Origin of the sequence: Flavobacterium sp. TAB 87, assembly GCF_001529295.1 — a bacterium.
Lineage (GTDB): Bacteria > Bacteroidota > Bacteroidia > Flavobacteriales > Flavobacteriaceae > Flavobacterium.
Map to the genome: position 1 here is coordinate 52,986 of NZ_LLWK01000035.1, position 19,125 is coordinate 72,110.

The following is a 19,125-nucleotide window of genomic DNA, read 5'->3' on the forward strand; positions in this document are numbered from 1 at the left end:
CAACCAATTGCTAAAATTACAAATTTACTACAAGACATCAATTTTATGATTGCAAAACTTCAAACATCGCTTTGGCTTTAAGTAAGCATTCTTCGTACTCTGATTCTGGATTTGATAGTGAAGTGATCGCGCTTCCTACAGAAAAAGAAAGATATTGCGATTTAACATCGTACAAAATACTACGAATAACAACGTTAAAATCAAAATCACCTTCGGGTGTAAAGTAGCCAATGGCGCCGCTGTACAACCCTCTTTTAGTCTCTTCTTGCTGTTCTATAATAGTCATTGCCGAGTGTTTTGGTGCTCCCGTCATGCTTCCCATTGGGAAAGTGGTTTTTAATACATCTACTGCAGAATATTGCAAATCTACTTTTGATTGTATGGTCGAGATCATTTGATGCACTTGCAAAAAAGAATAGATTTTACACAATTCAACTACTTTGACACTGCCTTTTTGTGCTGTTTTTGACAAATCATTTCGAACCAAATCGGTAATCATAATATTTTCTGCCCGCTCTTTGATGTCGTTTTCTAAATCAAATTTTGATTGATTATCTTCCTTTTCATTTTTAAAACGTCTGGAAGTTCCTTTTATAGGCTGCGAAATAACAACATCTCCAACTTTTCTGATGTATCGTTCTGGAGACGCACATAAAACAAAATTTGTATTGTTTTTGAAAAAAGCTGCAAAAGGAGGTTTTGAAATTGCATTTAACTTCTCAAATTTTGCCAAAGGATCAATGGTAGCATTCTGCGCATAAAATTCCATGCAAAAATTAGCTTCATAAATGTCTCCACGGTGAATGTGTTCTAAAACTGTAGTTACTTTCTCGACGTATTTCTGTTTTGAAATTCGTTGCTCAATCGTAATTATTTCTTTTGAAATGTTATGGATTTCACTGTTATTTATCGCAGTAATTTCTTGAAAATCAAATTCGACCTCATCATCACACAAAAATAAATATTGGATTTCAAGTTGATTCCCTTTTAAAAAGAATAATTTTTTAGGTTGAAAAAAGAATAAATCAGGAAATTGTAGTCCATCAAAATTAGCTGATTGTAGCTCTTCGGTATCGTTTTTTAAATCATATGATAAATAACCAAAAAGCCAGTCTTTAGTTGTTTGTTGGTACTGCTTTAAATCGTCAAAAGCAGTATGACAATCGGTTTTAATTGCGGTAAAAGCATCAACTGCCAATACACAATCAAAACTAGAATAGTCTTGTCTATAATTATTACTGTCCAAAAAAACCACTTCTCTAAATTGCTGTGACCAGCTTAAAAGTTGCTTTTTAAATCCGTCTGGATTTGAAATTTGTTTGTGAATGGAAACTCTCAAGAATAGTGCTTTTAATAATTTCAAAATTACGATAAAAATCACTGTTAAAAAGTTCTTTCGTTCAAAAGAGAAAATTTATCAAGTACAATAGCAACTCTGCACTGTACCTCAACCTAAGTTCTCATAAATAGCATCAGTTTAACAAGTAAAAAAATATTAAAATAAAATTAGTTTAGTTTTTATAATAGCACTAACTTTAGTAAAATGATAAAGCACTAATAATTAACGTTTTAAATCAGTAATTTCAAGTATATAGGATCAAATATTTCTACTTAGAAACTAACTTTTAAATTATAGAAATCATGAAAATTGCTACTCTTATTGTTCGTGTTCTCATTGGATTACTATTACTATACGCTTCTATAAGCTACTTTTTAAATTTAATGCCTGAGCCAGAAGTTAACGGTAATTTTAAAGCATTTAATTTAGGTTTAGTCGCTTCTACTTATTTAATGCCACTCGCAAAGTCGATAGAATTATTATGCGGTTTAGCCTTTCTAGTTGGTCGCTACGTGACCTTGGCCAACATTTTAATTTTACCCATAACCGTTAATATTTTATTTATAAACTATTTTATGACTCCCGATGGCTTGGCAATTGCCATCTTATTATTTATTGGAAATTTATTCTTAATTTACAGCTACCGCAACAATTATAAATCGCTCTTTACTGCTTAGTGTTTTCAATTTTTAGAACTGAAACTAGCCTCGTTTTTTATCAAAAAAAAATGCCTCATCTAAAATTAGAATGAGGCATTACTACTTCTACTACAAGTATTATAAAATATAATCGGTATTAATAAAGTTTGAAGCTCTACTGTTTAGTAATTCTTGTAAAATTTGATTGTTGTAATCGTTGTCTTTTGAAGCAACAAACGTACGAATAGAAAACGAACGCAAGGCATCGTGAATACTCAACGTTCCTACTGCAGAATCCTTACGACCTGTGAAAGGAAAAACGTCTGGTCCTCTTTGACAAGAACTGTTTAAGTTTACTCTACACACTAAATTAACCAAAGTATCAATTAGTGGAGCGATCGTTTTAATATCTTGTCCAAACAAACTTACTTGCTGTCCGTAGTTAGAATCTGCCATGTCATCCAAAGGCTCTTGAATGTCTTTGAAAGTCATTATTGGCACTACTGGTCCAAATTGCTCTTCGTGGTACACACGCATTTCTTTATTTACTGGAAATAAAACTGCAGGAAAAATGAAATTCTCCGTATGTTTTCCTCCTTTTTCGTTGATAATTTCAGCTCCTTTAGAAACAGCATCATCAATTAATTCTTGAATGTAACTTGGTTTTTCTTTTTCTGGAAGTGGTGTCAAAGACACCCCTTTTTCCCAAGGGTTACCAAATGCTAAAGCATCTACTTTTGCAGCAAAACGTCTGTTAAACTCTGCAGCAATTGATTCGTGAACGTATAATATTTTTAAAGCAGTGCAACGCTGTCCGTTAAAAGACAAACTACCTGCGATGCATTCTTGAATTGCTAGATCTAAATCAGCATCTGCCAAAATAATAGCAGGATTTTTTGCTTCTAAGCCTAAAATTAAACGCAGTCTATTCTTGTTTGGGTGTTGATCTTGCAAAGCAATAGCCGATTTACTGTTTCCGATAAGTGCTAGAACATCAACTTTACCCGATTTCATAATCGGAGAAGCTACCTCGCGCCCTCTACCGTAAACAATGCTAATTACTCCTTTTGGAAAACTGCTTCTAAAAGCCTCTAATAAAGGAGAAATTAATAAAACACCATGTTTTGCAGGTTTAAAAATTACTGGATTTCCCATAATTAAAGCCGGAATCAATAGCGAAAAAGTTTCGTTTAATGGGTAATTGTATGGCCCTAGACATAATACAACACCTAATGGTCCACGACGAACCATAGCATTAACACCTTGAACCTTAGAAAAATGTGCGCTTCTTGTGTTTAATTCTTTGTAACTGTCTATCGTGTCGTAAATATATTCTACTGTTCTATCAAATTCTTTTTCAGAATCGCCAAGTGATTTACCAATTTCCCACATCAAAAGTTTGACCACTTCTGTACGTGTTTCTTTCATTTGAGACACAAAATTCTCCATGCATTTTATGCGGTCTACTACCTTCATAGTTGGCCACAAACCTTGTCCTTTATTGTATGCTGCAGTAGCTGCCTCAACAGCCTCATTCGCTTCTGTTTCTCCCATAAAAGGAATAGCGCCCAATAAAGTTGGTGCATAATCCTCTGTTGACGAAATAGTCGAAAAAACTGGTGTTGTTTGTCCAGTCCATTGTTTTAATTCACCATTTACAAGATAGGTTTCTTGCATAATTGGCGCTTTAATCTGAAATTCTTCTGGTATTACATTCATTTTTTTTGGTTGTTTATTGTATAGTTTTTATTAATAGCTCAATAAAAAAGAGGCTCTTCATGCCTCTTCTGTTTTTTTATGGTTCTACTGTTTCGCCTTCCCAATCTAGGAAACCGCCCAATAAATTATACGAATTAGCAAATCCTAATTCATTCATAATCTGGCATGCTTTGGCACTTCTAGCACCAGAACGACAATAGACGTAGTAGTTTTTTTCTTTATCTAAATTTTCTAATTCATAAATAAAACCTTGTCCTTTATGAATATCAATATTGATAGCATTTTCAATATAACCTTCATTAAATTCGTCTTCTGTGCGCACATCTAGTATCACTGCGTTATCGTCAGCTTCAAATTGTGCAACCCAATCTTCTTGTGATAAATTCATATTCGTTGTATTTTTTGTAAATTTACGATGTTTTCAGTAAAAAAAAAGCCCCAAATATAGGAATTAGGTTATATTTTAATGAAAACGTTTTAGTGAAACGATAAAAATCAATGAATTACCTAATCTGATATTAATATTATAATTATTAGTACCCAAATTAGCCAAGTAATGTCATATTTAAAATTGCGATTCTTTAAATTGCTACTTATTCTATCGCTTATTGTTCGTATTTACATTCTCTTATTTTGAATTATCTTTACACTATTCAAAATCACTTATAATGCAAAATAATTTACCCATTCTTTTTCCAAATTTTTCCAGCTCTCTTATACAAGAGATCGAAAAAAATGCTATCAACCAAGAAGTTGTTTCGGGAACTACCTTGATGCGAACCGGTGAATACATCAAGAGCACCGTTTTAGTAACCAAAGGAAAAATAAAAGTCTACCGCGAGGGAGAAGACGGCGGTGAATTTTTAATGTATTACTTGCAACCTGGCCAAGCCTGCGCATTATCTATGATTTGTGCTACCAAGAACGAAAAAAGTCAGATAATGGCAAAAGTGGTTGAAGATTCAGAACTCGTAATGGTTCCCTTAAAGCTTATGGATAAATGGATGATGGAACATCGCAGTTGGTATGAATTTGTAATTGAAACCTATAGAAACCGTTTTGAAGAAATTTTGGAAGTAGTAGATAATATTGCATTTAGATCCATGGATGAACGATTAGAGTTTTACTTAAAAAGGCACAAAGAAGCTTGCGGCTGTAAAGAAGTTAATTTATCGCACCAAGAAATTGCAACCGAACTGAACACCTCTAGAGAAGTTGTTTCTCGATTACTCAAAAAAATGGAACAGCGCGGCTTGGTCAAACTAAATCGAAATCAGATTGAGTTGCTTACTTAAGGTTCTTCTATACTTTAAAATTAGCAATCATACCAAATAAACCCAACAATTGTGCAATGTGACTAATGTTACTGTGCATAACGCTAAAATAACCAACCTTTGTTTAAAATTAATAAAGTATGGAATATTTAGGATATTTGGCTTCTATTGTAATTGGACTTTCCTTAGGATTAATTGGAGGTGGTGGCTCGATTTTGACTATTCCTATTTTGGTTTATTTATTTAAGGTCAACCCGGAATTAGCCACGAGTTATTCCCTATTTATTGTTGGAATAACGTCAATAACCGGAAGTTTTAGCCATTACAAAATGGGAAACTTGCAACTCAAATCGGCTTTAGTATTTGCTATTCCTTCGATAGTCTCCATTTTAATTATTCGTGAAGTTATTTTTCCACAGATTGCAAATACGTTATTTACTATTGCATCGTACACAGTTTCTAAGAATCTTTTAATAATGATTGTCTTCTCGGTTTTAATGATTCTTGCTTCTATTTCGATGATCAAAAAAAGACCCGAAAAAGATTCGTTTACTGAGACTAATTTTACGCAATTGGCAATTATAGGATTTGTAGTTGGTATTGTAACTGGGTTTTTAGGCGCTGGTGGCGGATTTTTAATTATTCCAGCCTTACTTTTCTTTGCTAATTTACCGATGAAACAAGCCGTTGGAACTTCACTACTTATTATATCGATCAATTCAATTATTGGATTTGCCGGCGACGTATATATAAGTACACCAATCGATTATAAGTTTTTAATCACAATTTCAATAATGGCCTTTATCGGAATGCTAATTGGCACGCAACTTTCTAAAAAAATCGACGGTAGCAAACTCAAACCCCTATTTGGCTGGTTTGTACTAGTCATGGGAATTTATATCATAGTAAAAGAATTATTCTTTTAATAAAATTAACCACACAAGTGTAACTCTAGTTACAAACGAAACAAAATAACAAACTTATCTTTGCAGGACTTTAAACGAAATGATTATGAAAATAGAACAAATTTATACTGGCTGTTTAGCACAAGGCGCTTATTACATCACTTCAAATGGAGAAGCGGCAATCATTGATCCTTTAAGAGAAATTCAACCTTATCTCGATCGCTTAGAACGAGATGACGTAAAATTAAAATATATTTTCGAAACCCACTTTCATGCCGATTTCGTGTCGGGTCATGTAGACTTAAGTAAAGCAACTGGAGCCCCAATTATCTACGGTCCCAATGCAACTTGCGACTTTGATTGCATTTCAGGAACTGATGAACAGGAGTTTAAGTTGGGAGAAGTAACTTTTAAATTATTACATACTCCTGGGCATACAATGGAAAGTTCAACCTTTTTATTGAAAGATAAAACAGGAAAAGACCATGCTATTTTCTCTGGAGATACTTTATTTATTGGAGATGTGGGGCGACCTGATTTAGCTCAAAAAGCCGCTTCGATGACCATCGAGCAATTGGCTGGAACGTTATACCATTCACTCCGAGACAAAATTATGACTTTGGCCGATGATGTAATTGTTTATCCAGCGCATGGTGCAGGAAGTGCTTGTGGTAAAAACATGAGTAACGAAACTGTTTCTACTATTGGCAATCAAAAAGAAACCAATTATGCCTTACGTGCCGATATGAGTGAGGCTGAATTTATTACTGAAGTTACAGATGGTTTATTGCCTCCACCCGCATATTTCGGAATGAACGTAGCGATGAACAAAGGCGGTTACGAAAGCTTTGAAACAGTACTTCACAACGGAATGACGCCTATTGAAGTTAAAGATTTTGAGGCTGTAGCCGAAGAAACTGGTGCTTTAATTTTGGATACGCGCGATAATGGAACTTTCAGCAAAGGCTTTATTCCACAATCGATCAATATCGGAATTGGTGGCGATTTTGCACCTTGGGTAGGTACTTTAATTGGAGATGTAAAACAACCGATTCTTTTGGTTACCGATTCTGGTTTAGAAGAAGAAACTGTTACTCGTTTAAGTCGTGTTGGCTTTGACCATATTATTGGATTTCTAAAAGGAGGATTTGATGCTTGGAAAGAATCTGAAAATGAAATTGATACCGTGAACCGAATTACTGTAGAACAATTTGCAGCTGATTTTAAACCGAATACAGATAAAGTAATTGACATTAGAAAAGAAACCGAATACGCTGCCGAGCATATTGCCGAAGCATATAATAAACCATTAGCCTATATTAATGACTGGGTAAAAGACATTGACCCAAAAGAACCTTTTTTCTTACACTGTGCTGGAGGATACCGAAGTATGATCGCAGCATCTATTTTGCAAGCAAGAGGTTTTAGAAACTTTACTGAAATTGAAGGTGGTTTTGGTGCAATTGCTAAAACAACTGTTCCAAAATCAGATTTTGTTTGTCAGAGTAAAGTATTAAAATAAAATAAGTTAAAGAGAAACCTGAAAAATCATTGAAACTCGCTCAAAAACTTTGCGTCTAAACAAAAACATAAATCTTAAAAAATGAATATCCTAGAAATCATCAGAGAACCTTGGCCTTGGTATATTGCTGGCCCACTTATCGGCTTAACGGTTCCCGTTTTACTATTAATCGGTAATAAATCATTCGGAATTAGTTCTTCATTGCGACATGTGTGCGCGATGTGTATTCCCGCAAATATTTCGTTTTTTAAGTACGATTGGAAAAAAGAAAGCTGGAATTTATTTTTTGTTTTCGGAATCTTTCTGGGAGGAATCATTGCCACCGCATTTTTATCGAATCCTAATGAAGTAATCGTTGCACCAGAATTAGCAACCGAATTAGCAACTTACGGCATTACTGATTTTTCGAAATTATTACCGCCCGAATTATTTTCTTGGGAAAGTTTATTTACGTTACGCGGATTTATAATGATCGTCATCGGCGGATTTTTAGTTGGTTTCGGTACGCGTTATGCCGGTGGTTGCACAAGCGGTCACGCCATTATGGGAATCTCTAATTTACAATGGCCGTCATTAGTAGCAACAATTTGTTTTATGATTGGTGGTTTTATTATGGCCAATTTAATTTTACCACTTATACTTTCTCTTTAAATTTAAAAAAATGAAAAACATAAAATATTTAATAGTCGGGCTTGTATTCGGAATCATATTCATTAAGGCCGAAGTTATTAGTTGGTTTCGCATACAAGAAATGTTTCGTTTGCAATCGTTCTTTATGTATGGAGTAATTGGAAGCGCAGTTATGGTCGGAATGCTATCGGTTTTCCTCATTAAAAAATTTGACATCAAAACGCTAGATGGCGAAAAGGTAGTTATTGAGCCTAAAACATTTAGTCAAGGACAAATTTACGGTGGTTTGTTATTTGGTTTTGGTTGGGCCATTACAGGAGCTTGCCCAGGACCATTGTTCGCACAAATTGGAAGTGGTTTTACTGTAGTAGCCATAACTTTAATTAGCGCAATCCTAGGTACCTGGGTTTACGGTTATTTTAAGGACAAATTACCTCATTAAAAATAAGACATAGAATGTACTAAAAAGCACTGCCAAAAGCAGTGCTTTTTTATTTCTTAAAAATTTAACACAAACACTTGTATATACAACTATGAATTGTTTTACATTTGTACCTACAAATTTCACAATTACAACTATGACAATTGAAGATGTATTACAGAGCACCGTGAAAATGGATAATCGTCAAAAAGTTATTCTAAATATTATGTTTACCCAAAACTTGCTGCAAGACAAATTTAGTGAAGTCATAAAACCATATGATTTATCTGGTGAGCAATATAACGTGTTACGAATTTTAAGAGGTCAAAAAGGAAGTCCCGCTAATATGTGCGTGATTCAAGACCGAATGATTGCGAGAACTAGTAATACCACTCGGTTGGTTGATAAATTACTTTTAAAGAATTTAGTTACACGCAATGTTTGCTCAGACAACCGTCGAAAAATTGAAGTTTTAATTACGCAAAAAGGTTTAGACATTTTAGCAGAAATCGATCCGAAGCTTGTGGAGTATGAAACAAATTTTTCAAATAATTTAAGCAGTGACGAACTGGAACAATTAAACTTTTTAATCGAAAAGTACAGACAATAATAAATACATAACCACAAATGAATACTTTTTTAGAAAATCAAAACTGGAGATACGCAACAAAGAAATTTGATGCTTCCAAAAAAATATCAGCCGACGATTTAAATTCGCTTAAAGAAGCAATTCGACTGAGTTCTTCTTCGTACGGATTACAACCGTATAAGGTGATTATTGTTGAAAACACAGAGTTGAGAGAAAAAATAAGACCGGTCGCGTGGGGACAAGCCCAAATTACAGAGGCATCACACTTATTTATATTTGCAAACAGAACTGAAATAAGTGAGTCAGAAGTAGATTCGTTCTTTGACAACATCAGTAAAACAAGAGAGATTCCATTAGATTCATTAGCTGGATATCAATCCTTTATGAAAGGAAAAATTAATGAATTATCTACAGATGACGTGAATACTTGGAATGCTAAACAAACATATTTAGCACTTGGAAACCTACTGAACGCCGCTGCTGAGTTAAAAATTGATGTAACGCCAATGGAAGGGTTTTCACCAGCCGACGTCAATGAAATTCTAGGTTTAAATGCGCTTGGTTTAACTGCATCGCTCATTGCAACTGTTGGTTACCGCCACGAAGAAGATGCGACCCAACACTTTAAAAAAGTTCGTAAATCAGAAAAGGATTTATTTATCACACTATAATTATCAATACCCATTCAAAATTAAACAAAAATGAAAAATTTTAAGACACTAGCATTAGCATTTGTATTCGTTTTATCTGGCGCAGCAGTTTCTGCACAAACCAAAAAAATTGATGTATCTAAAAGTACGATCAACTGGGTTGGTAAAAAAGTAACAGGACAACATTCAGGAACAGTAAATTTTAAAGATGGTGCCGTAGTTTTTAGCGGAAAAAAGTTAAAAGGTGGAAGTTTTACCGTAGACATGCCCTCTCTTAATGCAACTGATTTATCTGGTGAGTATCAAACAAAATTAAACGGTCACTTAAAAGCAGATGATTTCTTTGGTACTGACAAATATCCAACAGCTACTTTGGTTTTTAAAACGATTGGCGCAAAAAGTGCTGATTTGTATACTGTAACTGCAGACTTAACAATCAAAGGAATTACTAATCCAGTAACTTTTGATGTTGCTGTTAAAGGAAATACCGCTACAACTGCTTTTAAAGTTGATAGAACAAAATACAATATCAAATACAACTCTGGAAGTTTCTTTGAAAGTCTTGGTGACAAAACTATCGATGACAATTTCGAATTAAGCATAGTTTTGAAATTCTAAATACCACGCTTACTAATTTAAAATACCCCGCTAAAATTAATTTTTTATCGGGGTATTTTTTTTTTTAAAATTACAAGGAGAGTGTCAACAATATTAGAAATTACGATAGTACTATTAAAAATTAGCCTACTCGTTAATAAGTAAAAAATGCACTATCGCTTAGTAAACATCAGATTTACTTGTAGAATCTTACTTAAAGATAATTCCCGATTTCAAGCTTTATAAGAACAGTGTTTTTTCAGAGAACTGGTAAGTTCCATCACTTTAAATTTGTTTCTCAGCCCACTAGAACCAAATAATTTAACAAAACAGTCTCTAAATATTTGATATTTTCAAAATTTTATGTTTGATAAATCAAATTACCTTTATATATTTGTCATCAGTAAAAAAGAAATATGAAAACAATTACTAACAATACATGGTGGTGGAACAATTTACGTCGATAGTCGTGAACAAAGCTCCTATGGTATAATTAGTACACTATAAATATAAAAGGCTTGTCTTCACGACAAGCCTTTTTTTATACGCCAAATTCAACAACTTATTTTAAATTAAAACAAACCAATTTTGAAAACTATAGCACTGCAAACCCAATACAAACAAATTCTGGCAGATACCATTACTCCTGTTAGTGTTTATTTTAAAATTCGAGATAAATTTCCTAACAGTCTTTTACTAGAAAGTAGCGATTACCATGGTAACGACAATAGTTTTTCTTATATCTGCTGCAATCCAATTGCGAGTATTAAAATTGAAAACGAAACCATTATCAAAACGTTTCCTGATGGAACTTCCGAAAAAATAGTCATTGACAGCACTACTAATATTCCAGAAATTATTCAAAATTTCTCTAGTTTATTTAAATCAGAAAAAAATGATTTCAAATTTATCAACAACGGACTATTTGGTTACATTTCGTACGATGCAGTTCGTTACTTTGAGAAAGTAGCTATTGCTAAAAAAGATTCGACCACTTCAATTCCTGATGTGTATTATGCGGTATATCAAAACATTATCGCCATCAATCATTTTAAAAACGAGGCTTATATTTTTTGCCATAGTTTAGATGGAAGAAATAATATTTCGGAAATTGAGCAATTGATACAATCTCGAAATATTGCCGAATATAAATTTGCCAAAGATGGAGAAGGTTTCTCTAACTTAACCGACGAAGAATTCAAGCACAATGTGGCTTTAGCCAAAAAACACTGTTATAGAGGTGATGTATTTCAGTTGGTTTTATCACGTCGTTTCACGCAAGGCTTCAAAGGAGACGAATTCAACGTGTATCGCGCTTTAAGAAGTATTAACCCATCTCCTTATTTATTCTTTTTCGACTACGGCGACTTTAAAATATTTGGTTCTTCTCCCGAAGCGCAGATTATTGTAAAAGATAGAAAAGCCGAAATTCACCCAATTGCAGGCACATTTAAACGTACCGGAAATGACGAACAAGATGCCATTTTAGCCAAACAATTATCGGAAGATAAAAAAGAAAATAGCGAACATGTCATGTTGGTCGACTTGGCTAGAAATGATTTGAGCCGCAACGGTCATGACGTTAATGTCGAAAAATATAGAGAAGTTCAGTTTTTCTCGCATGTCATTCACTTGGTTTCAAAAGTAACGGGACATTTACATGAAAAAGCTACTACGATGCAAGTGGTTGCAGACACTTTTCCTGCAGGAACTTTAAGTGGCGCACCCAAACACCGCGCCATGCAACTCATCGAAGATTACGAAAAAACGAACCGTAATTTTTACGGTGGTGCGATTGGCTTTATGGATTTTGAAGGCAACTTTAACCATGCCATTATGATTCGTACATTTTTGAGTAAAAACCACCAATTGCATTGTCAAGCTGGCGCAGGAATTGTAGCGAGTTCTAATGAAGAAAGTGAAATGGAAGAAGTCTACAACAAGCTAAGAGCGTTAAATACGGCTTTAGAAATGGCAGAGAAAATTTAAAAAAATAATTTAATATTTTAAAGATTGTTCTATTTCCAAATTCTTCAATCTTTGCATCATTCAATTTTTCAATTATGAAAATAAAAAAAATAGTAGTCATAGACAATTACGATAGTTTTACTTATAATTTAGTTCACTATTTAGAAGATTTAAATTGCGAGGTAACCGTATACCGTAACGATGAATTTGAACTGGAAGAACTAGCTTCTTTCGATAAAATTTTATTGTCACCAGGACCTGGGCTTCCAGACGAAGCTGGATTATTAAAAGAAGTAATTCGTCATTATGCCCCCAGCAAAAGCATTTTAGGCGTTTGCTTAGGACAACAAGCCATTGGAGAGGTTTTTGGCGGAACATTATCTAACTTGGATAAAGTGTATCATGGCGTAGCCACCATCGTAAAAAAGTCGGTTACTGACGAACATTTATTTGACGGTCTGGCCGATGAGTTCGAAGTAGGTCGATACCACTCTTGGGTTGTTGATGCTAATTTACCTGATGTTTTAGAAGCGACTTCTTTTGAAGAAAACGGTCAAGTGATGTCTTTGCGTCACAAAATCTACGATGTTCGCGGCGTTCAGTTTCATCCTGAAAGTGTACTGACTCCAAACGGAAAGCAAATTTTAGAAAACTGGGTAAAGAATTAAAACTGAAGACTGAATCGTAAGTATAATTTTTAAAGTAAAAGTTTAAAAGCGCTAAAACTTTAAAAACCATCGAATTGTAAAAAAATGAAAAATATATTAAATAGACTAATCAATCACGAGGTACTTTCAAAAGAAGAGGCAAAAAATGTATTGATTAACATTTCAAACGGAAGTTACAATCAAAATCAGATTTCGTCATTTTTAACGGTCTTTATGATGCGTAGCATTACTATAGACGAACTTTCTGGTTTTCGCGAAGCCTTGTTGGATCTATGTGTACGCATCGACTTATCAGAGTACAACACCATAGACTTATGCGGAACGGGCGGCGACGGAAAAGATACTTTTAATATTTCTACATTGGCTTCTTTTGTGGCAGCAGGTGCTGGAATAAAAGTGGCAAAACACGGAAATTATGGTGTTTCTTCGATCTCAGGTTCCAGTAATGTGATGGAGAAAATGGGAATTAAATTTAGTAACGATTCTGATTTCCTTAAAAATTGTATGAATAAAGCTGGAATAGCAATTTTGCACGCACCATTATTTCATCCTGCCATGAAAAATGTAGGTCCAATACGTAAAGATTTGGCTGTAAAAACATTCTTCAATATGTTAGGGCCAATGGTTAATCCATCGTTTCCTCAAAATCAATTGGTGGGCGTTTTTAATCTTGAGCTTGCGCGCATGTATGCGTATTTGTATCAAAGTACCAATATGAATTTTACCATTTTGCATTCGCTAGATGGTTACGACGAAATTTCTTTGACTGGAGCAACCAAAACTATTACCAATTCGATGGAAGCAATGTTAAAACCTGAAAGTTTTGGTGTTCGTACAGTATTGCAAAGTGAAATTGAAGGCGGAAAGACGATAGACGAATCGGCTGACTTATTTATAAAAATTATTTCTGGAAAAGGAACTGAAGCTCAAAATAACGTGGTTTGCGCCAACGCAGCGATGGCGATTTCAACTGTTACCAAATGCAGTCCGGTAGAAGGATTTGAATTGGCAAAGGAAAGTTTGCTATCGGGAAAAGGATTAAAAGCATTGACTGCTCTACAAGAATTAAGTAAATAAAAACACAAATTCCAGAAATGTATACTAATTTTTGAATAAACTTTGAAACTCTGCAACTTAAAACCTAAGAAACTAAAATTAAATGAACATCCTAGATAAAATTATAGTCGACAAACGACAAGAAGTAATTCTTAAAAAATCTATTATTCCAGTAAAACAATTGGAAGCTTCAGTTTTTTTCGGAAAGAAAACAATTTCTTTAAGTCAAAATTTAAAAAACAGCAACACCGGAATTATCGCCGAACACAAACGCCGTTCGCCTTCAAAAGCTGAGATTAATTACAGCTTTACGGTCGAAGAAGTGGTAAAAGGTTATGAAAATGCAGGTGCTTGCGGAATTTCAGTTTTAACTGATGGCAAGTATTTTGGTGGTTCCTTGGATGATTTACTGTTAGCAAGAGCATCAGTGGCAATTCCGCTTCTGCGAAAAGAATTCATTGTAGACGAATACCAAATCCTAGAGGCAAAAGCACACGGAGCCGATTTAATTTTGCTAATTGCTGCTGTTTTAACACGCGAAGAAATTAAATCTTTATCAGAATTTGCCAAAAGTTTAGGACTCGAAGTTTTGTTAGAAGTACACAATCAAGAAGAGTTAGAAAAATCAATCATGCAAAGTTTGGACATGATTGGAGTGAACAACAGAAATCTAAAAACTTTTGAAGTAAGCTTGGAGTTCAGCAAACAATTGGCCGACCAAATTCCGAATGACTTTGTGAAAGTTTCTGAAAGTGGAATTTCGAACATCGAAGCTATAAAGGAATTAAAACCATTTGGATATAAAGGATTTTTGATTGGTGAAAATTTCATGAAAACCGATAATGCTGGAAAAGCTGCAACGGAATTTATTCAAGGACTTTAATCCCTGTAACGCCAAAATTCGGAACTGTTAATTTTGAGAAAAAATAAAATGATAGAATACGATTCATCTTCTAGTGCTACTTCCTCCGCTTCTGATAAAGCTGCGGTAGGAATTAAAATTTGCGGTATGAAATATCTCGACAATATAAAAGAAATAGGTTCGCTCCTACCCGATTATATGGGTTTTATATTTTGGGGAAAATCGGCACGTTATTTTGATGGTGTGATTCCGCCTGTAGCTGAAAGTATTAAAAAAACAGGGGTTTTTGTCAACGCATCGGTTTTAGAAATTTTAGAGAAAGTAAATAAATACGACTTACAAGCCGTACAATTGCACGGTCAAGAATCAGTTGAGTTTTGCAGTGAGTTAAAAAGTAAGCTTTCTAAAAATATAGAAATAATTAAAGTTTTCTCTATTATTGACACTTTCGATTTTGACGAATTAAAACCTTTTGAAGGTGTTTGTGATTTCTTTTTGTTTGACACCAAAGGTAAATTGCCTGGAGGGAACGGAACCACTTTTGACTGGAAGGTATTGGCTGACTATCCATCGCAAAAACCATTCTTTTTGAGTGGCGGTATTGGTCTTGAAGAATTAAATGATGTCAAACAAATATTAAAATTAAAATTACCCATTTATGCCATCGATCTAAACAGTAAATTTGAAATCGAAGCGGGATTAAAAGATAAAAATATATTGAGCGAGTTTCAGCAAAAACTGAAGCTTTAAACTTTAAACAAAAATACAATGAATTTTAATGTAGACGAAAAAGGATATTATGGCGAATTTGGAGGAGCATACATTCCTGAAATGTTGTATCCAAATGTAGAAGAATTACGTACTCAATATTTAGACATTATGGCTGAGCCCGAGTTTAAAGCCGAGTTCAACCAATTGCTAAAAGATTATGTTGGTAGACCAAGTCCGTTATATTTAGCCAAACGATTATCAGAAAAATACAATACCAAAATTTACCTAAAACGAGAAGACCTCAATCATACTGGCGCTCATAAAATCAACAATACGATTGGTCAAATTTTAGTAGCTAAAAAGTTGGGTAAAAAACGCATCATTGCCGAAACAGGCGCAGGACAACATGGTGTTGCGACCGCTACGGTTTGTGCTTTAATGGGCCTAGAATGCATTGTTTACATGGGCGAAATTGACATTGCGCGTCAAGCACCCAATGTGGCGCGTATGAAAATGCTAGGAGCCGAAGTACGACCAGCACTTTCTGGTTCTCGCACTTTAAAAGATGCAACCAATGAAGCCATTCGCGATTGGATTAACAATCCCGTAGACACGCATTACATCATCGGTTCGGCTATTGGGCCGCATCCTTATCCTGACATGGTAACCCGTTTTCAAAGTATCATTTCCGAAGAAATAAAAACACAATTACAAGAAAAAGAAGGCCGTGAAAATCCCGATTATGTAGTCGCTTGTATTGGTGGTGGTAGTAATGCGGCAGGAACTTTTTATCATTTCTTACATGAACCAGAAGTTGGCATAATCGCGGTTGAAGCAGCTGGAAAAGGCGTAAATTCGGGTCTAAGTGCAGCAACAAGTCAACTAGGTAAAGTGGGGGTTATTCACGGGTGTAAAACTTTATTAATGCAAACTCCAGACGGTCAAATTACAGAACCATATTCGATCTCGGCTGGTTTAGACTATCCTGGTGTTGGTCCCATGCATGCGCATCTAGCAACCTCGGGACGTGCCGAGTTTTTCTCAATTACCGATGACGCGGCAATGATAGCAGGTTTAGAGTTGACTAAACTCGAAGGGATCATTCCGGCTATAGAATCCTCGCATGCATTGGCTCTTTTCAACGAAAAAACGTTTAAACCAACCGATGTTGTTGTCGTTTGTCTTTCGGGTCGTGGCGACAAAGATTTAAATACGTACATTGATTATTTTAAATTATAAGAGAAAAATAATTTGGGCGTTACCCAAGGGCCGGGCTGTACACTAAATCTTTTTTGTGGAAGAGAAAACCACAAAAAAGGATACCGCTTCCATCCCTAACGCTCCTAAATAACGAATAAAATACAAATCATGGAACAGTTATTCTCCTACGGAACATTGCAATCAGAAGAAATTCAAATACAAGTTTTTAATAAATTACTAACCGGAACAGCAGATCAACTTTTGGGTTACAAATTAAAAGATCTAAAAATAGAAGAAGAATTTGGAATGGAAGACTATTTTGTCGCAATTCCGAGCGAGAATCCACAAGATGCCATTAAAGGTATACTGTTTGACATCTCAACTGAAGATTTAGACAAGGCAGATTTATTTGAATCTAAATCGTACAAACGAGTTGAAATCATACTAAAATCGGGAACAACTGCTTGGATTTTCATCGAAAGATAATACTCCGATACAAGAGATTTATTTAAAACGATTGCATCAGACAAAAAAATGTACCGTTCATTCAGTGTCGTTTGCAATCATTTTTAAATCAATCAAAATAAACACACGCGAGCCTACTACTTTTTATAAAAGGTGGAAGAAAAAAACCATAATAACATTACAATGAACCGAATAAATCAGAAATTACAAGAAGATAAAAAAATATTCTCCATTTACTTTACTGCAGGTTATCCTAATGTAAATGACACGGCAAAAATCATTCAAGATTTAGAAAAAAATGGCGTTGACATGATCGAAATTGGATTGCCCTTTAGCGATCCTCTGGCTGATGGACCAACTATTCAGGCGAGTTCTACTAAAGCACTTAGAGACGGAATGACTACCGAAATTTTGTTCAATCAGTTAAAAGACATTCGTAAAAGCGTACAAATTCCGCTTGTAATTATGGGTTATTTTAACCCAATGTTGCAATACGGTATTGAAGCTTTTTGTGCAAAATGTGCCGAAGTTGGCGTAGATGGTCTTATAATTCCAGATTTACCTGTTGATGTTTATGCTGATCAGTACAAAACAACATTTGATAAATACGGCCTTAAAAACATCTCTTTAATCACGCCACAAACATCCGAACAACGAATTCGTTTTATTGACAGCGTTTCTGACGGCTTTATTTATATGGTTAGTTCGGCCAGCGTTACTGGTTCACAATCGGGTTTTGGAAATGAGCAAGAAGAGTACTTTCAACGCATTGGAGCTATGAATTTAAAAAACCCACAAATAGTAGGATTCGGAATATCCAATAAAGAAACATTTCAGCAAGCCACTAAATTTGCCAAAGGCGCAATTATAGGGAGTGCTTTTATAAAACATCTAACTGATACAGGCACCGAAAAAATTTCAGAATTTGTAAGTGCTATTCGTTAAAATATAAAATTTAAAAAATGGGATTATTTTCAGCTTTATTAGGCAATGCAGGCGCAGTAAGCCAAGACGAATTGCAAAAAAAATACGGACAGTTATTGACCGACACCGAAACAATTGAGTTGGGTTTTAAACTCATTCGCGATACTTTTATTTTTACCAACAAACGATTGATTTTGGTAGACAAACAAGGAATTACAGGAAGTAAGACCGAATATAAATCGATCTCGTACAAGAGTATTTCTCGCTTTAGTATAGAAACTGCCGGGACATTTGAACTGGATGCCGAACTAAAAATTTGGGTATCGAGCGAATTACAACCTAGCATTCGCAAACAGTTTAATAAATCGGTAAATGTCTACGAAGTTCAAAAAATATTGGCACATCACGTTTTATAGACATCTTCAATTGTAATGGGACAAATAAAAGTATACGGTTTACGTTCAAACTTACATCCGATACGAGAAAAAGTATCGGAGATTATTCACGAATGTATGGTTTTAGCTTTTTCTTATCCTAAGGAAAAGAAAGCCCATCGTTTTATTTACATAGACGATGATAGCTATTTTTATTTTTCGGAAAGAACTCCAAAACACATCCTCATAGAAATGCTTGTTTTTGAGGAGAAGCATTGTAGCCAAAAAAAAGTTATACCAGTTCTTAGTTGAGTGCTTTCAAGAAGAGTTGCAAATTAACCCAATTGATCTTGAAATTACACTTATAGAAACGCCACTGCACAATTGGGGAATAAGAGGTAAAAGTGGAGATTATCTGCAGTTAAATTATTCCATCTCGGCTTAACTATTTTTAACCATACTATACAACCGCGAATTTTCATTTATTGAATTTTCGCGGTTTTTTGATGTTTTAATTTCAATAAAAAGAAAGACTATTCTTGCTTAATTATGTTAAAAATAAGTTAAAAATAAAATCAAACAACTGTTTAATTTAAACAAGCGTTTAATTTTG

General features: G+C 34.5%; 22 protein-coding genes. 19 read left to right on the forward strand and 3 right to left on the reverse strand.

Annotation, left to right across the window (positions count from 1 at the left end; genetic code table 11):
• Window positions 1–43: 43 nt before the first annotated feature.
• Window positions 44–1,339: an anthranilate synthase component I family protein gene (locus tag AP058_RS07055; protein WP_066308897.1), complete on the reverse strand. Its 1,296-nt coding sequence runs from the start codon at window positions 1,337–1,339 to the stop codon at window positions 44–46.
• A gap of 302 nt (window positions 1,340–1,641) precedes the next feature.
• On the opposite strand from AP058_RS07055, the gene AP058_RS07060 reads away from it, so the two are divergent.
• On the forward strand, window positions 1,642–2,016 hold the full coding sequence (locus AP058_RS07060; RefSeq protein WP_066308465.1) for a DoxX family membrane protein: 375 nt from the start codon (window positions 1,642–1,644) through the stop codon (window positions 2,014–2,016).
• Between the two features lie 99 nt (window positions 2,017–2,115).
• Here AP058_RS07060 and AP058_RS07065 read toward each other — a convergent pair whose 3' ends face one another.
• Together AP058_RS07065 and AP058_RS07070 are read right to left on the reverse strand one after the other, a co-directional pair.
• Window positions 2,116–3,696: an NADP-dependent glyceraldehyde-3-phosphate dehydrogenase gene (locus AP058_RS07065; protein WP_066308471.1), complete on the reverse strand. Its 1,581-nt coding sequence runs from the start codon at window positions 3,694–3,696 to the stop codon at window positions 2,116–2,118.
• 76 nt (window positions 3,697–3,772) lie between these two features.
• Window positions 3,773–4,084: a rhodanese-like domain-containing protein gene (locus AP058_RS07070; RefSeq protein WP_066308476.1), complete on the reverse strand. Its 312-nt coding sequence runs from the start codon at window positions 4,082–4,084 to the stop codon at window positions 3,773–3,775.
• Window positions 4,085–4,364: 280 nt separating this feature from the next.
• Here AP058_RS07070 and AP058_RS07075 point away from each other — a divergent pair, with 280 nt between their 5' ends.
• The 18 genes from AP058_RS07075 to AP058_RS16980 all read left to right on the forward strand — a co-directional run bounded on the left by AP058_RS07075 (window position 4,365) and on the right by AP058_RS16980 (window position 18,957).
• Entirely contained in the window at window positions 4,365–4,991 is a 627-nt protein-coding gene (locus tag AP058_RS07075; protein ID WP_066308479.1) for a Crp/Fnr family transcriptional regulator, read from the forward strand.
• 119 nt (window positions 4,992–5,110) lie between these two features.
• Window positions 5,111–5,896 carry a sulfite exporter TauE/SafE family protein gene (locus AP058_RS07080; RefSeq protein ID WP_066308481.1) on the forward strand — a complete coding sequence of 262 codons (786 nt, stop codon included), beginning with the start codon at window positions 5,111–5,113 and terminating at the stop codon, window positions 5,894–5,896.
• Between the two features lie 85 nt (window positions 5,897–5,981).
• Window positions 5,982–7,397 carry a rhodanese-like domain-containing protein gene (locus tag AP058_RS07085; protein WP_066308484.1) on the forward strand — a complete coding sequence of 472 codons (1,416 nt, stop codon included), beginning with the start codon at window positions 5,982–5,984 and terminating at the stop codon, window positions 7,395–7,397.
• Window positions 7,398–7,478: 81 nt separating this feature from the next.
• Window positions 7,479–8,048 carry a YeeE/YedE family protein gene (locus tag AP058_RS07090; protein WP_369815137.1) on the forward strand — a complete coding sequence of 190 codons (570 nt, stop codon included), beginning with the start codon at window positions 7,479–7,481 and terminating at the stop codon, window positions 8,046–8,048.
• A 10-nt stretch (window positions 8,049–8,058) separates the two neighbouring features.
• Window positions 8,059–8,469, forward strand: a complete 411-nt coding sequence (locus AP058_RS07095; RefSeq protein ID WP_082706601.1) for a DUF6691 family protein — start codon at window positions 8,059–8,061, stop codon at window positions 8,467–8,469.
• A 136-nt stretch (window positions 8,470–8,605) separates the two neighbouring features.
• Entirely contained in the window at window positions 8,606–9,058 is a 453-nt protein-coding gene (locus AP058_RS07100) for a MarR family winged helix-turn-helix transcriptional regulator (protein WP_066308489.1), read from the forward strand.
• A gap of 17 nt (window positions 9,059–9,075) precedes the next feature.
• Entirely contained in the window at window positions 9,076–9,708 is a 633-nt protein-coding gene (locus tag AP058_RS07105) for an NAD(P)H-dependent oxidoreductase (RefSeq protein WP_066308491.1), read from the forward strand.
• A gap of 30 nt (window positions 9,709–9,738) precedes the next feature.
• Complete coding sequence (locus AP058_RS07110; RefSeq protein ID WP_066308493.1) at window positions 9,739–10,305, forward strand: YceI family protein; 567 nt, start codon at window positions 9,739–9,741, stop codon at window positions 10,303–10,305.
• Window positions 10,306–10,872: 567 nt separating this feature from the next.
• Window positions 10,873–12,273 carry an anthranilate synthase component I family protein gene (locus AP058_RS07115; RefSeq protein WP_066308498.1) on the forward strand — a complete coding sequence of 467 codons (1,401 nt, stop codon included), beginning with the start codon at window positions 10,873–10,875 and terminating at the stop codon, window positions 12,271–12,273.
• Window positions 12,274–12,353: 80 nt separating this feature from the next.
• Window positions 12,354–12,920, forward strand: coding sequence for an aminodeoxychorismate/anthranilate synthase component II (locus tag AP058_RS07120; protein WP_066308903.1), 567 nt, complete (start codon window positions 12,354–12,356; stop codon window positions 12,918–12,920).
• 84 nt (window positions 12,921–13,004) lie between these two features.
• Window positions 13,005–13,997: an anthranilate phosphoribosyltransferase gene (gene trpD, locus AP058_RS07125; RefSeq protein WP_066308501.1), complete on the forward strand. Its 993-nt coding sequence runs from the start codon at window positions 13,005–13,007 to the stop codon at window positions 13,995–13,997.
• 82 nt (window positions 13,998–14,079) lie between these two features.
• Window positions 14,080–14,859, forward strand: a complete 780-nt coding sequence (gene trpC / locus AP058_RS07130) for an indole-3-glycerol phosphate synthase TrpC (protein ID WP_066308503.1) — start codon at window positions 14,080–14,082, stop codon at window positions 14,857–14,859.
• 126 nt (window positions 14,860–14,985) lie between these two features.
• Window positions 14,986–15,588, forward strand: a complete 603-nt coding sequence (locus tag AP058_RS07135; protein ID WP_066308908.1) for a phosphoribosylanthranilate isomerase — start codon at window positions 14,986–14,988, stop codon at window positions 15,586–15,588.
• 18 nt (window positions 15,589–15,606) lie between these two features.
• Window positions 15,607–16,788 carry a tryptophan synthase subunit beta gene (trpB, locus tag AP058_RS07140; protein WP_066308504.1) on the forward strand — a complete coding sequence of 394 codons (1,182 nt, stop codon included), beginning with the start codon at window positions 15,607–15,609 and terminating at the stop codon, window positions 16,786–16,788.
• Between the two features lie 129 nt (window positions 16,789–16,917).
• Complete coding sequence (locus AP058_RS07145) at window positions 16,918–17,235, forward strand: gamma-glutamylcyclotransferase family protein (protein ID WP_066308508.1); 318 nt, start codon at window positions 16,918–16,920, stop codon at window positions 17,233–17,235.
• Window positions 17,236–17,397: 162 nt separating this feature from the next.
• Complete coding sequence (gene trpA, locus AP058_RS07150) at window positions 17,398–18,159, forward strand: tryptophan synthase subunit alpha (protein ID WP_066308510.1); 762 nt, start codon at window positions 17,398–17,400, stop codon at window positions 18,157–18,159.
• A 17-nt stretch (window positions 18,160–18,176) separates the two neighbouring features.
• Entirely contained in the window at window positions 18,177–18,554 is a 378-nt protein-coding gene (locus AP058_RS07155) for a PH domain-containing protein (RefSeq protein ID WP_066308513.1), read from the forward strand.
• 220 nt (window positions 18,555–18,774) lie between these two features.
• The gene (locus AP058_RS16980; protein ID WP_197413387.1) at window positions 18,775–18,957 is read left to right on the forward strand and encodes a tautomerase family protein; all 183 of its coding nucleotides are present in this window, start codon (window positions 18,775–18,777) and stop codon (window positions 18,955–18,957) included.
• The last annotated feature ends 168 nt before the right edge of the window (window positions 18,958–19,125 follow it).